Here is a 15444-nt window from a genome sequence, read left to right as displayed (position 1 = left end):
GCATGCATCAGGAGAGGATTCAGTGGGGGGCAGGTGGGTCCGGGAAGTAAGGTAAGCGCCCTCGGTGCCGCGCGATATCGGCAGTAATCGGGGCATTATAGGTGTTCATGCAGCCTGAGGACCTTACGGTCATGGTTGCTCCGTTTGTAAAACCTGGAAGCTGATAATACGTGCCCTTGCCCTCAGGTCAAGTCAACTTGTCACCGGACGGATTTTAGCGCGTTAAAAATGGCCTCGGCTTCGGCTTCCAGCACTTGGTTGCGCAAGCTGTAGCCTTGCCTTGCAGCTTGCTCGATCTGTTCAAGTTTCATGCTGTACAGTCGATTAAGAACTTCAACCCGGGTTTGTTGAGCGGGTGCGTTCATGGCACATTTCTCCCACATGACATCTGTCAGAATACTTTACGATAACGTTCGGCCACTGGCCATTAAGCCAATTCAAGGCATAAGCCGGGCCAAGCGACAATGTTCGTGGTTAACGAAAGGCCGCGATTATGCCATAACGCAGGTTCCCAGAAAAACCCGGTTATGAGAGCCTGTAGGCAACCAACAAGTGGCCCCAGCCAATTACCAGGAAGCTGTATACATGACCGATACCTTGATAGACCGCCGTGATCTGGCGTTCCAGCTCTACGACGTTCTTGATACCGAGAGCCTGACCGGTCGCGACCGCTTTAGCGAGCACAGTCGCGACACCTTCGATGCCGTCATCGAAACCGCTGACAAAATGGCCCGGGAGAAATTCGCCAGCCACAACAGCGCCGCTGATAAAGACGAGCCCAGGTTTGTTAACGGCCAGGTTGAAATGCTACCCGAAGTAAAAGAGGCCTTCGATGCCTACGCGGCGGCCGGTTTCATTGCCGGTCGTTACAATTACGATCTGGGTGGTATGCAGCTTCCCGAGTCTGTTATGGCTGCGTGCAACGGCTTTTTCACTGCGGCCAATCCCGGCACAGCGGGCTATCCGTTTCTGACGGCGGCGGCCGCCAACCTTATTCGCGTTTTTGGCAACGAATCACAGAAAGCCGAATTTCTACCTAACATGCTCAGCGGCCGCTATTCCGGAACCATGGCGCTTACGGAGCCCCATGCCGGGTCGTCACTGGCGGACATTCGCACCTCTGCCACGCCAACAGATGACGATAACTACCTGATTAAAGGCGCAAAGATATACATATCCGGTGGCGAGCAGAGCATCACCGAAAACATCGTTCACATGGTGCTTGCCAAAATCAAAGGCGCTCCGGCAGGAACAAAAGGCATTTCCCTGTTCATTGTTCCCAAGTTCCGGATAGGCGCAGATGGCCAGCCGTTGGATCGCAACGGCGTTAGTCTTGCCGGTTTAATCCACAAGCTGGGTTACCGTGGCACCACCTCTACAGCGCTCAGTTTTGGCGACGATGCGCCTTGCCACGGCTATCTGGTGGGCGAGCCCCATCAGGGCCTCAAGTATATGTTCCAGATGATGAACGAAGCCCGGGTAGGCGTAGGTTTCGGTGCGGCGGTGATTGGTTATCGGGGCTATATGCACAGCCTTGAATACGCCAAAGACCGTTTGCAGGGCCGCAAGGCGTCCGAAAAGAATCCTGAAAGTCCGCAGGTTCCGATCATCGATCACGCGGATGTGCGTCGTATGCTGCTGGCACAGAAGGCCTACAGCGAAGGCGGATTGGCCCTTTGTTTGTATGGCGCGCGCCTGATGGACGATCAACATACCCATCCTGATGAACAAATGCGCATCGAAGCGGGCAAGCTGCTCGACCTGCTTACGCCGGTCATCAAAGCGTGGCCGTCCGAGTACGGCCCGAAAGCCAATGACCTGGCCATTCAGGTATACGGTGGCGCCGGCTACACCCGGGAGTATCCGGTGGAGCAATGCTGGAGAGACAACCGCCTGAATCCCATTCACGAAGGCACCAACGGCATTCAGGGCCTGGACTTGCTGGGGCGCAAAATGTGGCAGGACCAGAGCCACGGGTTGCAATTGCTGATGCGCGAAATGAAGGTGGATCTGGAAGGCGCCACCACTGATCGTTGTCAGCAATGGGCGCTGTCTTTGAGTGAAACACTGCAGCAAGCCGTCAAGGTGACCCAGAGCCTGGGCAAATCCCTGATGAGCGGCGAAGTGGACAAAACCCTTGCTAACGCCTCCTGCTATCTGCATCTGTTTGGACACATCATCGTCGCCTGGATGTGGTTGCGCCAGGCCAACGCTGCTGCCAATGCGCTGGTTTCCGCCAATAGTGACGACGAGCGCAACTTCTATCAGGGCAAGCTCCAGGCCGCCCAGTATTTCTTCCACTGGGAGTTGCCGACGGTTGCTCAGGATCTGGTGCTGTTGCGGAATATGGATGACACTTGCCTTAACATGAAGGTGGAGTGGTTCTAGGTTTTGATGCTGCCCTCGCCGCCACCTCGGCGGCGTAGTGCGCGTACTTCGACATTAGCTCCGCCTTTCGGTTTGGGGCCCAGTTGATTCTATTCAAGTCTCCCTCGTAGTGATCAATCACCCGCTTATCCATCGCCTCATACCACCACTGTGGCACGTACGCTGGTATCAACATGGATGCGTAACCGCCGGGCAACTGCGGCGCTTGCTCAAAGTGGCGCAAAGCCTGATAACTGCGCTGCGGATGGGCGTGATGGTCGGAATGACGCTGCAATTGATACAAGAACAAGTTGGATACAATCTGATTGCTGTTCCAGCTGTGTTCCGGCTGTGTACGTTGATATTTTCCATTGCTGTCTTTCTGGCGCAGCAGCCCGTAGTGTTCGATGTAATTCACACTTTCCAGTAGACTGGCGCCGTAAATGGCCTGTGCGGCCAGGAACGGCAATGCTCTTGGCCCGCACACGAGTGTCGTCGCGCCAAAGAACCCGGCACTCATTGCACAGCCTTGCAACAGCTCGTTTTCCCGGCTCCAGAAACTCTTGCCCTTGCGGGCCAGGCGCGCCGTCTCGATCTTCACCGAAGAGTTCATTCCGCCGAACACCGTGCGCGGTAAAAACCTCCAGAAACTCTCACCCATGCGGCTGCTCGCAGGATCTTCCGGCGTTGCTACCCGTTTGTGGTGGCCAAAGTTGTGCTCCACTGCAAAGTGGGTGTACCCGGTGGGTGCCAGAGCCGCCATAGCCATCCATTTATTGAGCCTGGTCGATTTATGGCCAAGTTCGTGGGCCGTATTAATGCCAACGCCATTGATGGCGCCAACCGTCAGCGCCAAGCCGATCCTGTCCTCAATCGGCGTGTCCTTGCGGCTGGCCAGCCATGCGCCCATAACCGTCATCGCGTATTGAGCAGGAATGAACGCCTTCACGATTCGGCTGTAATACTTATCCTGTTCCAATGTGCCAAGGGCCGATTCCGGCGGATTATTCTGATCTTCTCCGATGGCGTGATCCAGCGCCGGGATAATGCCGTGAACCAGTGCGGGTCCAATCCAGGCAAGAGCTTTGAGCTTTTTTGGCGCCAGCGCGTATCCGGTCAATGCCGCCAAGCCAATACCGGGCAGGACGGGGCTTAAAAGCCAAAGATACCGTTTGGGGTCTTGCCATGCCTCCCCGGAGTTGAGTGCTGAAGGGGAGGTTGGCGTGTGTGAATTCAGACTGTCATGGGTTTTGGCATTCATGGTGTTTCTCCATCGCGGTGCGCTGGATCTAATTTATGTCGGACAATCTGGCAATGCAACAACTTATTTCTAGCCGCGTAACCGGGTTAAACAAAGGGTAATCAGCAAGTAATTGTGTGCTGCCTTGCCTGGCCTTACCCTATACACGGTTATAAACGTTTACCGACAGAGGGATATGTTATGAACAAGCTCACTCTCAGCGCACTGCTTATGTCTTTGACTCTGGGCCTTGCAGCTTGTAGCTCCGATGACGATGAAGGAGCTGATTTCGGGAAAGCCGCAGACAACGTTAAAGAAATGGCGGACGATGCTGGTAACTCGATGGAAGAAACCTATGAAGAGGCCACAGGGCAAGACAAAGGCGTGATGGGCGAAATGAAAGAAGGTGCCGAAAACGTCGGAGATGAAATGGATGATGCGGCCGAGGAAGCGGGCGATTCAATGGAAGAAGGTTATGATGAAGTAACCAAGTAAACTTGGTCGTGTCTTCAGCAGGTGGCTGGTAACGCGGCCACCTGACCCCAAAAAACCCGCTCTGACGGGTTTTTTTGATCCTGAAATTGCACCATGGTTGAATTCCTTCCGCTTTAATTTCCTGAACCCAGGACATCCGCTCGGCACGCACCCATCCCGAGGATCTGAATTATGGAGTACATAGGCCCCCGTAATGAAAACACGGATCAGTCGGCGTAGGCGGTTTGGCGATTTTTATTTAAGAAGTTCGCTGTTTGGTCGATAACCTGTTTAAGTCAGCTAAAGTATGGGTTCTTAACCCACTTCAAGTTTTTAGACTCAAAAATAATCATATAACTGTGCACCCATCAGAAATAATAACAACGACGAGGTTTTTATGGGGTTGCTTGATCGTGCAACGGTATTTTGGGGGAGTGTGATCGCGGTTGTTCTCGCGGTCGTCAGCTTTTTGGTAGCGCCTTTTTTGAGTCTGCATCCGGCATCGCTGGTAGTCGGGCTGGTTATCGGCCTTGTTGCTGCGGCTGCATTGCTGATTGTGAAGGTGCTGGAGCCGGTAAATCGCGGGCTGGCAGGGTTGAATGACGGAACGCTCGCTGATAACCATCCTCTGCGGACCCGGTGTGGGCCGTTACTCGAGGATGCCCGTTCTGGCCGGGAACTGATAAAAACGCTGGCGGGCAGTGCCGATAAAAATGCCATATCCGCTGCCCAGGTCTCCCATGCGGCGGATCAGCTCAAGCTGCGCCTTGATCTTCAGGTTCAGGAAACCGCGCAAATGGCAGACTACGCGGGCCAAATCACTGAAACCGTAAGGGAGTCTTCTCAACAAGCGACTGATGCGGCCACCATGGCCATGCAGAACAGTCAGGCCAGTACCGAGGGGCGACAGGCCATCACGTCGGCGATTGACAGCATACGGGTTGTGCACCAGCAGTCTGGCGAAAACCTGCGCCTGATTCAGGAACTCAATGAAAAATCCAACAAGATTCAGGGCGTAACCACCACGATTCAGGGTATTGCAGAGCAGACCAACCTGCTGGCTCTTAATGCGGCCATTGAGGCCGCCCGGGCCGGGGATCAGGGGCGCGGCTTTGCGGTGGTTGCCGACGAAGTCCGTCAGTTGGCGGGTCGCACCGCCCAGGCCACGAGCGAGGTGGCTGAAACCCTGCAGGAGATCCGGTCGGATACGGCGTTGATTGTCACCCGTATTGGCGACCTTGCTCGCAGCGTCGAGGAGGGGCTTGCCTCGGTGGAAACCGTCGGTGAGCGGCTCGATCGGATACGCGATCAGTCAGATCAAGTGCAGCGGCAGGTTGCGCGCATCGCAGAGATTGACCAGAACAACGAACTCAGTTTGTCCCATGTACTGACGGCTATTCAAACCGTTAGGGACCAGATTTCCGAGAGTGACAACAGCGTAGTTTCGCTGGCTGAACAGGCCGCCATGTTGATGGAGCTTGCGGAAGTAGCCAACGCAGCGTTTGCGCTGAACAGTGGTTCCAGTTACCACAGGTTCTTCTACGACCAGGCACGGGCGGGCGCAGAGCAGATCGGCCAGGTCTTTGCCCAGGCTATCCGCGATGGCAAGCAAACAGAAGGTCAATTGTTTGATAAAACCAGAACGCCCATCCAGGGCACTCAACCTGCCAAGTACTCAAGCAGCTTTGACTCGTTTACCGACAAGGTTTTGCCTGAGGTGCAGGAACAGGTAAAGAGCTCGCACCCGGCCCTGGTGTTTGCGATTGTTGCCGCACCGGACGGGTATATACCCACCCATAACCGTGAATTCGCCCATGCCTTTACTGGCGATCCCAAGGTTGATCTTGTCCGTAGCCGAAGCAAGCGCCTGTTTAACGATCGCACGGGTATTCGCTGTGGCAGTCATAAAGAGAACATGCTGCTACAAACCTATCGCCGCGACACAGGCGAGGTTATGCACGATCTCTCTGTGCCGATTTACGTAAACGGCCGGCATTGGGGCGGCTTCCGGCTTGGATACCGTCCGGATAAGCATTGACGAGTAGACGAGCCCGCAACACACCCGGGCTGACGTATCCGCTCGGCGACAGAAATGCCCCCCGCCATGTCCACCAGACAGGTTTTCCGGCCCGGTCATACGCCTGCATGGGCAATGCTCAGCGCAAAAAACGCCAAGGCCGAGCACAACAGTAGCGCACGGGTGATAACAAAGTGACGAAACAGAGCGTCGTCACGCAGTAATGACAAGTTTTTGAAGGCTTCTGACATGGCGTTGCCACCACCACCGGTTTCAGCTTTGTATTCCTCCACGCTCGCGAGCAGGAAGCCGGCAATAATCCAGAGCCCGGCGGCCAACAGGAGAAACACGCTATAAAATGCGAGAGATGGGTCGTTTTGTTCCCGGAACAACAAAACGGTCAGGATAACCGTTGCTGTGCCGCCAAGAGTGGCCGCAAGGCCTGAGAGCCTGCCGCGCCAGAGAAAACACGATCAACGCCGCGATAATGCCAGCCCCGGCAGCACAGCCCTCAAGAAACCAGACACATGCCGCCATGCCAACACCGTTTTGGGGCTGGTAAGAAGGTCACCCAGTTTGGTCAACACGTTGGCGCCGTCTTTTAAAGAGGTGGTGTCGTTTGAAAGTATTTTTGCTCAGACAAGATGATGGTCCCAGCTTACCGGCAGAGTGGCAATCTCAATGGCGGGTCGGCCCTTGCCCATTCTGATCAACTTACCACGGCCGGAGGAAACCATGAAGTCTCCACCGGCCAGAGCTTCCACTCCTGCGCAGTCCTCTATGGAGGCTTTTTCAGCCACCTCGCCCGTGCGGCTGTTGAATATCAGTGCGGTGCCGCCGACGGGCGATGCGATCGCAACCAGGTCGTTCTCCGGGTGCGCGACAATGCTGGCAATATAATTACCCAGTTCCTGATGCACTGAAACGCCCAGATCAATTTCTTCGTAATGACCGTTGCGATAGCGTGCAACCAGTGGCGGCAAATGATGCGCCGGCCCTTGATATTGATACGCTGCGTAAATGCTGCCGTCTGGCGCAACATCCACATGCCGGGTACTGAGTTGGTGGCGGGATGGGCGGAACCGGCCGAGAATCTGGCCTGAGTGGCGGTCCATCAGAACCAATGCCGGCTCCATCGTGTCGAGATTGAGCTTGATTCGGCCGTAGTCCGGGTGAGTCAGAATGCCGCCCAGCCCGACAATCAGCGTTTGGCCGTCAGGATGCAGGATGATCTGGTGCGCGCCTATACCGTTTAGTTCAAACGTATTCACCCGTTGATAGCTCCGTTGGCTGTCATACACCGCCACGATGCCCTCTCCGGGTTCGTAGCGGTTAGCCGGGGCATACAGAAAACGACCATCTGGCGAAAATATGCCATGGCCCACGAAATGCTCACCTTCAGCGGCTTCAATGCGATGCAACCGCACGCCGGTTTTGCTGTTGAGCACATAGAATGCCCAGCCGGGCCGGCGTTCAAAGAACACCACCTCGGCTGTTTTCGGGCGGTTGCAGCCACTGTGGCAGCGGGTGCTTACGGGAGATTGCCAGAGCAGGCTGCCGTCCGGGGCGACAGCACCCACCGCAAAACGGCCGTCTGGCAGGCCGATGGCGCCCGTGTAATGCTGCGGGCCGTGAGGGTTGGCCCTGCCGGGTAATACACTGCAGCCGGAAAATGTGATCGCTGCGCTACCCGCAAGGGCAGCTTTCATTAGGCGTCTACGGGTCAGTTCAGGCATGGCAGAGTTGTCCTCAATCTCCGTCGGTGGAATTGAAGCCTCGCACGATGCCAAGCGCCGCGGCTGCCTGATCGCTCAGCAGAACATTTGCCTGCGAAACATGCACATAGAGGCTTTGCATTGCCCGGAACTCCTCGTCGTTCGTCAACAAAGGCCCCATTGGGCGGTCGAGCTCGGGGAATTTGGCGTGCGCTTCGTCAAGCTGCTCGGCAATTCGCCTTGCAAGGTCGGCCTGCTCGTGATCCTTGAGGAGTCTGGAAAAGGCGGGCATAAATTGTTGCTGTAAGCCTTGTATCGTCGCATCTGCGGCGATCAGGCTGGCGCCGCTGCGCCAGGCGTCGGCACTATAGACAGAGCGTTTGCCGGTGCCCCGAAGGCCCATGGGTTGCGCGAGCCGGCGTTCTTCAAGAAGTTCAATGCCGGCCATGGCCGCGCGAATCGTGAGGTCTGTGTACTGATCGTTTTCTACGTAGTTTTTTTGAAAATCGCCCCAGGCGTTCGCCACGGTTTCGCCGTTGTTGGCGATATGATCGGTTACCCTGATCAGCAACTGACAGGCGTGTTCCGCCGGAAGGGCCTTGTCACTTTTGTTGAAGTCCTGGTCGTACAGCAAATACTCCGCCATGGGAAAGCCCTGAACCGCCACCCCGGACTCAGTGATTGTTTCGGGAGTGATTGCAGTATTACCTTTGAGCAGAAACTTAGCTTTGCGAGCTACGAGGTTCTTGGAGTCTGGCCAGAACTGAAATTGCCAATCGAGATTGCCCCGTTTTACCGGTCCGAAATTCACAAACCTAACCCGCTGCCAGGCGAGAAACGCATCACGCCAGGCGCGTTGTGTTTGCTCAAACCCCTCGGATGAGGGTGTTTTGCAATAGGTTTCAGCCTGAGCGGCCAGAGTCTGGCTTCGCGCCTCCAGGTTTTGATAACCCGTGAGAATATCGCTGTGCCACTGTGCCCGGTAATCGGCGGGTTGGGCCTCCGGGTTATTGGCGTCAGCGGCCATCAACGGGGCCGCTGCCAGCGTTGAGGCAAGGCACACAGAGATTGTCAGTTGCTTCATGTCGGGTTCCGTTAGAGTGATTTGAGGAAGTCGAGCAAAGCCTGCCGTTGATTCACGCTGAACTGGCTGAAACGTGCGCTGGCCGGCTCGGCCTCGCCGCCGTGCCAGAGTATGGCTTCCTCCAGAGTTCGCGCCCGACCATCGTGTAAAAAGCCCGCTTGCGTATTGACTGTTTGCGCCAGGCCAACGCCCCAAAGGGGCGGTGTGCGCCACTCGTTGCCGTCTGCAAGAAATTCCCTGCGCCCATCGGCGAGGGCCGGTCCCATGTCGTGCAGCAACATATCGGTGTAAGGCCAGATCGTCTGGTTGCTCAAATCCGGGCGGTCGGCGTCTGTTCCGGTCGTGTGCCGGGGCGTATGGCATCTTGCGCACCCGGTTTCGTTAAACAGTCGCGCGCCTTGCTGAACAGAGGGTGTTTCCATATTCCGTCGCGCTGGCACGGCCAGGCTCTTGGCGTAAAAGGTAACAAAGTTTGCGATTTTGTCACTCACCTCTGGATGGTCACCGTCGGGAAAGCGATCGCAGGCCTGTTCCGGTGTGCAGTCAGTTGTGGGTCTCAGGCTGGAGGTCAGGCCCATGTCTCCGGCAAACGCGTTCATGCTTTGCTGGCGCACACCGGGTTCGCCGGCTTTCCAGCCGAAACGACCGGGCACGGTCTGCTCGGTTGCAAGATCCCATACCTGGTTAAGTCTTCCGGAAATGCCATCACCGTTTGCATCCTGCGGATCACTCATTGCCTCGATCTGCGCAATCGGGATGGCTTCCAGCAATCCCATGCCAATCATGGGTGGTGCGATTCTGGGAGACATCAAAAGATCGTCTGGCAGAGGCCCGTAGTTCGGATTCTCGATCCGGTATTCGGGTTCGCGCAGTTCCACCCGTGTGCCGTCAGACAGCGTTCTGGTTACCGTATTCCAGGTCAGCACCAAGTCGGCTTCAGGCTTGGCGGCGGGCAGGGCAGCCGTTTGTAGCTGGCTGCCGTAAACCGGTGCCGGTTTGATGCCGTGAGTGCGCAGAATCTCTGCGTCAATATCCGGGTCTGCAGGAACGGACAGGCGCAAAAACAGCGATACTGGCCGCTCATTGCTTCCGGGCGGATGACCGCGACCATCTTTTATATGGCAGCCCTGACACGAGTTGGTATTGAACAAAGGCCCCAGTCCATCCCGCGCAGTGGTGCTGGCGGGCGCCTCAACCCAGGGGTTGCGAAAAAAACTGTTACCCACGCTGAAATCCAGACTCTTGGTCATGGAAAGATTGCCCTGGGGCAGGGAGTAAGCATTGGTGTCGAACTGGTCTACCGTGCCGTCGCCGCCGGTTTTGGGCGTATTCTGCAGCGGAAAACCTGCGTGCGTGCCGGCGTAAACCGGCAGGCCGATGCAGAACAGCAGCGGCAGCAGTGCCATCATTCGTTGTGTTCGGGTCATTGCTTCTCGCGGCATGTCAGAAAGAATCCCCGGCTTCGTCCGGCGACAGGGTTTCAAGGCCCAGTTGGCGGGTTGCCTGCTCAATGGAACCGGTTTGTTCAACCAGGGCCATGATCGCTCTGTTTACAATGCTGGCGCCTTTGGCGTTGCCTGGTGCAATCATCATGTCAAACGGCATGGGGTTCTGACTTGACTCGGCCATGGCTTTCAACGCGCTCAGCGCTTTCATGGAGGCGCTCAGCTGAGAACTCAGGCGGGCGTTCAGTTCCGGGTTGCTCTGTTCTACCAGGTCAGAGAGGGACGGGCCGGATACCAGGTCGCCGTTTATTCGGCGATAGTTGCCGGTGTATACGTTCTGGATGCCCAGGCCATTGTAGTAGTGGGAGTTATGGGTGTTGTCGCTGAAGCAATCGTGCTCGTCTTCGTAGGAGTTGGCTTCCAGAGCCACCTTCATACGCTGCCCCGCCAGTTCGCCCAGCGACAGAGTGCCCATTCCAAACAGCATCTTCTGCACACCTTCGCCGGCGTCGGCGTTCATGAGCTGGCTGCGATAGTTATCAGAAGCACCAGGTGCCCATTGGGCAACCATCCATTTCAGGTCTGAAACAAGAAGGTCGGTTACGGCATCCATATAGTCCCCGCGCCTATCGCAATGGCCGTTGGTGCAATCAGCACCAGTGGCATAGTCGGACACCGGGCGGTCGCCGTTACCAAGCTCAAAACCGTGCAAGTCCTGGCCCCAAAGTAAAAACTCAACGGCATGGTAGCCGGTGGCAACGTTGGCTTCCGAGCCCCCAATCTCATTCAGGCCGGCAAGAAGCTCAGGCGTCAGGTTTTGTACATCAAGGGTTTCGCCGCCGATGTTGATGTTTTTGCTGTCAATAATATTTGCCGTCGCCCCTGCGTTGCCCAGTTCATACTGGTAATCGTCGGCTTCTACATAGTCGATCAGGCCCTCATCCAGGGGCCAGGCGTTCAGTTGGCCTTCCCAGTCGTCGACGATGGCGTTACCAAAACGGAACGCTTCTGTTTGTTGATAGGGCACACGAGCGGCAAGCCATGCTTCCTTGGCCGCTTTCATGTTTGCTTCTGTCGGGTTGGCAATCAACCTATCGGTCGCCTTGTCCAGGGCCCTGGCAGTAATCAACGCATCCTCATAACCGGCGTGGGCGAGATCAGCGTAATGCTCTACAACCGAGGCCTTGGTGGCAGATTGGGCGGCGGTCGAATCCGACAGGGCGGCATTAGCGCAGCTGGCGCTTAGTGCAGCGGCAATAATGAGTGCCAACGGGGCCGGGCGAAACAGTGTTTTCATTGAGAACTCCGAGGGTCGAGGAACCGTTATGGTAATCGGATGCATTATCGTTCACAACTATGTTGCCATAGGCACAACAGCGCAAGGGTGGGTTTGCCTTGAGTGCGGGGGCTTTCCTTGGAGGGCCCAGCTTAGGAGGCCCCAGCCTTGGAGGGCCTTGCACGAACGGCGTGCGCTCGGGCCTAATAGCCACTGTTTACAGGAGCTTATTTATGCTGAGTTATCTTCACGCCTTCCACGCTGGCAATTTCGCGGATATTCAGAAGCACGGAGCATTAACGCTGGTTTTGTCCATGATGCAGGCGAAAGCCTCGGCTATCGCCTGCTTTGACACGCACGCGGGCAGTGCGATCTACGATCTTGACAGCGAACGGGCCCGGAAAACGGCAGAAGCAGATGCAGGAGTGCAAAAGCTCTGGGCTTGTCGGAGTGGTTTACGTTCGGAAGACTGGCAACCGATTACGCAAGGGTTGTCGAGTTTCAATGTCGATAAGGAACGGTTGGGTGTTTATCCGGGCTCTCCGGCCTGGTTTCGCCGATCTCTGCGCCGGGGCGATTCGTTAACGGCGTTTGAGCTGCATCCCTCTGAAAGTGGCCAGCTTGCCAACTGGGCAACAGGTCGCAGAGTGCGGGTGCTGCACGAAGATGGCCTGAAGGGATTGTTGAAACAACTGCCCCCCGTGCATCCCAGATTGATGGTGCTGATCGATCCCTCTTATGAGGTCAAATCCGAGTACGCTGATGTTGCGAAGACGCTGCTCAAAGCCTGGCAGAAGTGCCGCCATGGGGTTTATCTTGTCTGGTTTCCGATTCTTACCACCGGCTTGCATGCTGCGCTGAAACAGGCTGTAAAAGAGAGCCCGTTGCGTAAAGTGTGGTGCAGTGAAATTCATCTGAAAACGCCTCCGGAGCGGGGCATGACGGGTTCGGGGTTGTTGGTTGTTAATCCGCCGTGGGGGTTTGATGACCGTTTTTCTGCCATGATTGACGATATTGCCGGAGATCAGGCGCTGGGTTTTTCACACGAACACAACTGGCTGATACCTGAATAAACCGGCTCACCGTTTTGGCATGCAGGAGTTTTTTTGAAGGATAACGCCAACGAGAACACGATTGACCCCTGTCTTCCTGGAGGGCTTATGCCCGCTGATCAGTGGACGCTGCCGGAGACATCGGTGCGGCGTTCACTCAAGGATGCGATACGCCACGCTCTGATGCAGTTGCAAGCGGGCGTGTCCCAGGCAGAAGAATCCTTTGAAAACATGGATCAACTGCCGGAGTTATCCACCGCACAGCAAAGACGGCTGGCGCCAGAACCTGATTACTCACATCAGGCTCTGGCTATTGCGTGTGCCCTTGAATGCGCGCGTTCGGAGGGTTCGCTCAGCCGGGAGGTTATTTGCCTTGTGGCACCGCCGTTTTCCGGTTTGCAGCAGGCCCTTGCCCACTTTTCAGAACCTTTCCGGTCTGACAACCGCGAAAACAGTGTTGATGCGTTGCGGGTAATTTCACCGCCAGACACGTTGTTGCTTGATGATCAGGCCGCCCGTGAATGGTGGGACAATCAGGATTTATCACGCCCCTGGGTGATCCCGGAACTTGCAGATTTCTGGCTTCGGTGCCTTTCCGGTTTGGCTTTGGTCAAGGAGTTGTTCCGCCGCATCGCGAATGGCGACGCAGGTGCCGGTATTGTGGGAAGCTCAAGTTGGTGCTGGCAATATTGGGGACATTATATCGAGAATGCGCATATGTCACCCTGGACGACGGCGCCAATGAACTCCGAGCGGCTAGGGGTCTGGTTTTCGCACTTGGCGGCCGGCGGCAGCAAATCATCCATCACCGCGAAGATGACCGATAATGGCCTGTATGTGCTGCCGCTCGTCGAACCTGAAGAGGTTCCGTCAGGTAAAGACAGTAACGAACATAAAGAGAGCAACAAACGCAAATACAGTACGTTTTTGCGAGACCTGTCTGCAACCTCTCGTGGCAATCCAGGCGTGGCTTTGGCCATCTGGCAGAGATCGTTGCGGGCCCGCCCGGATGAGGACGCCAGGCTGGACGATGCAGATCAAAAGTCACAAGCGCAGAACCTGAATGCAGACTGTTGGGTGGTACCTTTGAATCGGCTCAGCCTGCCATTAATGCCTCAGAGCAAGGAAAGCGTCACCGGCTTTGTGCTGCACGGGCTGCTGTTGCATAACGGTCTTGATGCGCCTTCGCTGGAATCGGTTACCGGTGTGTCTGCCCACGAACTGAGCATGGTGTTGTCCCGCTTGAAGCGCGCTGAACTGGTGGCGTTCGATCAGGCATGCCAATGCTGGCGAGTAACAGCCATCGGTTACCCTACTGCCAGGCGCCACTTGCAAAGCTGGGGATTCCCGGTTGATCAATTCTAGGAGCCATTATGATAGATGATCTTGGAATCAAGGATGCCTTTGCCTCTATAACCGGGCAGGCGATGTTGAAGGCATTGCTCGTTATTGTGATCGCTTCGTTGGTGACGGTAGCCATTCAGAAGGTGCTTCCCCGCATTGCGCACAAGCTGGGCGGTAGGCCACGTTTGTACCTGCTGGCTTCTGTACCCCTACTTCGCCTCGTGATCATTCTGGCCACTGTGATGATCGTCGTTCCGATTCTGGTGGAACCGTCATTCCAGAATATGGTGGCCATTTTTGGCGCTCTGGCGCTGGCACTTGGTTTTGCTTTCAAAGATTACGCCAACAGTCTGATTGCCGGGATCGTTACGCTTTACGAGATGCCCTACCGGCCAGGCGACTGGATTGAAGTGGATGGACAGTACGGTGAAGTGCGAGCCATCAATACCCGTGCTGCCGAGATTGTCACGCCCGACGACACGGTGGTGATCATCCCCCACAATAAATTGTGGAACTCCCTGATTGCCAACGGCAATGACGGCACCGATAACCTCATGTGTGTGGCAGATTTCCATCTGGAGGCAAATCATGATGTCGGCAAGGTGAGGGACCTACTCCGTGATATAGCCTTCACGAGCCCCCGTACAAAAACCTGGCACCCGGTATCGGTGATCGTTTTCAACAAACCCTGGGGAATGCATTACCGGCTCAAGGCTTACCCGTTTAATCCCAGGGAACAGTTTCAGTTTATTTCCGAACTCACAGCGCGCGGCTCAGCGGAGCTGGCACGCCAGGGCGTAAAGTTTGTGTCAGTGCCGGTTGCGGTTGATTGATCCACGAGCGCGGTTGACGATCGAACGAAACTTGACTGTCGAACGAAAAAAGCCCCGTGCGGGGCTTTCCTGACGTGAAACGCGTCTGGCTCAGCCAGTGCTTACATCAAGGCTTCAATGCGATTACGTACCTTCGGCTCGCTGCTGTACGCGGTGGCAATGGCGTTATACGTTGGGATATCCATGCCTGAGTCTTCGATGACGGAGACCATCTCATCGTTGGCTTTCATCTGCAGTTTCTGGGCTTTTTCCTGGGAATCTGCGCTCTCAATTTTCTCGATGTACTCTTCCCGTACACCGGTAATGCCCCCTTGCGCCTCGATGAATTTTTTCAGTTCAGCATCGGTGTAGTTGGTTTTTTGAGTACCTGCCGCAGCCGGATTTGAGTAGCTGCCTGAATCCCCGGTGGATGCCGGGCTTTGCTGGTTCTGCTCTGCCATGGCGGGTGCAGTCGCAAGCAGGGCAATGGATGCAGTAACGGATACGAGTAGTTTATTCATATTCATAATCAACTTCTCCTGTGTTATTTGCGATCACCAGATACTAGTCAAGCGCCGTGCCACTTGTTTGAATTATATATTTATCTATAACAATCAA

At 55.7% G+C, this 15444-nt stretch carries 13 protein-coding genes and 1 pseudogene; 6 read left to right on the top strand and 8 right to left on the bottom strand.

Annotated features, from left to right (window positions below; genetic code table 11):
- Positions 1-200: 200 nt before the first annotated feature.
- Positions 201-365: a hypothetical protein gene (locus ENI00_RS16980; RefSeq protein WP_304104975.1), complete on the bottom strand. Its 165-nt coding sequence runs from the start codon at positions 363-365 to the stop codon at positions 201-203.
- Positions 366-585: 220 nt separating this feature from the next.
- Between ENI00_RS16980 and ENI00_RS16975 the strand changes: the two genes are divergently transcribed.
- Positions 586-2388, top strand: coding sequence for an acyl-CoA dehydrogenase (locus ENI00_RS16975; protein WP_304104972.1), 1803 nt, complete (start codon positions 586-588; stop codon positions 2386-2388).
- On the opposite strand, the gene ENI00_RS16970 is transcribed toward ENI00_RS16975, so the two are convergent.
- The gene (locus ENI00_RS16970; protein ID WP_304104969.1) at positions 2363-3628 is read right to left on the bottom strand and encodes an alkane 1-monooxygenase; all 1266 of its coding nucleotides are present in this window, start codon (positions 3626-3628) and stop codon (positions 2363-2365) included. The two genes, ENI00_RS16975 and ENI00_RS16970, sit on opposite strands and share 26 nt — an antisense overlap.
- Before the next feature lie 180 nt (positions 3629-3808).
- Here ENI00_RS16970 and ENI00_RS16965 point away from each other — a divergent pair, with 180 nt between their 5' ends.
- The gene (locus tag ENI00_RS16965) at positions 3809-4102 is read left to right on the top strand and encodes a hypothetical protein (protein WP_304104966.1); all 294 of its coding nucleotides are present in this window, start codon (positions 3809-3811) and stop codon (positions 4100-4102) included.
- A gap of 376 nt (positions 4103-4478) precedes the next feature.
- Positions 4479-6119 (top strand): methyl-accepting chemotaxis protein, encoded by a 1641-nt coding sequence (locus tag ENI00_RS16960; protein ID WP_304104963.1) that lies wholly within the window; start codon positions 4479-4481, stop codon positions 6117-6119.
- A gap of 131 nt (positions 6120-6250) precedes the next feature.
- On the opposite strand, the pseudogene ENI00_RS18825 reads toward ENI00_RS16960, so the two are convergent.
- From ENI00_RS18825 to ENI00_RS16935, 5 genes and pseudogenes are all read right to left on the bottom strand, one after another.
- A pseudogene (locus ENI00_RS18825) lies at positions 6251-6635 on the bottom strand (MFS transporter); the annotation flags it as partial.
- Between the two features lie 98 nt (positions 6636-6733).
- Positions 6734-7834: a DUF1513 domain-containing protein gene (locus tag ENI00_RS16950; protein ID WP_304104958.1), complete on the bottom strand. Its 1101-nt coding sequence runs from the start codon at positions 7832-7834 to the stop codon at positions 6734-6736.
- 13 nt (positions 7835-7847) lie between these two features.
- Positions 7848-8897: an imelysin family protein gene (locus tag ENI00_RS16945; protein WP_304104956.1), complete on the bottom strand. Its 1050-nt coding sequence runs from the start codon at positions 8895-8897 to the stop codon at positions 7848-7850.
- An 11-nt stretch (positions 8898-8908) separates the two neighbouring features.
- Entirely contained in the window at positions 8909-10324 is a 1416-nt protein-coding gene (locus ENI00_RS16940) for a di-heme oxidoredictase family protein (RefSeq protein WP_414674279.1), read from the bottom strand.
- 16 nt (positions 10325-10340) lie between these two features.
- Complete coding sequence (locus ENI00_RS16935) at positions 10341-11639, bottom strand: imelysin family protein (RefSeq protein WP_304104953.1); 1299 nt, start codon at positions 11637-11639, stop codon at positions 10341-10343.
- A 212-nt stretch (positions 11640-11851) separates the two neighbouring features.
- Between ENI00_RS16935 and ENI00_RS16930 the strand changes: the two genes are divergently transcribed.
- Genes ENI00_RS16930 through ENI00_RS16920 form a run of 3 tightly spaced genes read left to right on the top strand, consistent with a single transcriptional unit; the run spans position 11852 to position 14847 of the window.
- On the top strand, positions 11852-12691 hold the full coding sequence (locus ENI00_RS16930; RefSeq protein ID WP_304104950.1) for a 23S rRNA (adenine(2030)-N(6))-methyltransferase RlmJ: 840 nt from the start codon (positions 11852-11854) through the stop codon (positions 12689-12691).
- Between the two features lie 33 nt (positions 12692-12724).
- A complete protein-coding gene (locus tag ENI00_RS16925) occupies positions 12725-14035 on the top strand; it encodes a hypothetical protein (protein ID WP_304104948.1) in 1311 nt (436 codons plus the stop codon).
- Positions 14036-14043: 8 nt separating this feature from the next.
- Entirely contained in the window at positions 14044-14847 is an 804-nt protein-coding gene (locus tag ENI00_RS16920; protein ID WP_304104946.1) for a mechanosensitive ion channel family protein, read from the top strand.
- Between the two features lie 101 nt (positions 14848-14948).
- Here the strand turns inward: ENI00_RS16920 and ENI00_RS16915 are convergent, their stop codons facing one another.
- Entirely contained in the window at positions 14949-15353 is a 405-nt protein-coding gene (locus tag ENI00_RS16915) for a DUF4168 domain-containing protein (protein ID WP_304104943.1), read from the bottom strand.
- Positions 15354-15444 lie beyond the last annotated feature (91 nt).

Origin of the sequence: Marinobacter antarcticus (genome assembly GCF_011049865.1) — a bacterium.
GTDB lineage: Bacteria > Pseudomonadota > Gammaproteobacteria > Pseudomonadales > Oleiphilaceae > Marinobacter > Marinobacter antarcticus_A.
This window is presented reverse-complemented; position numbering and strand designations above follow the sequence as displayed.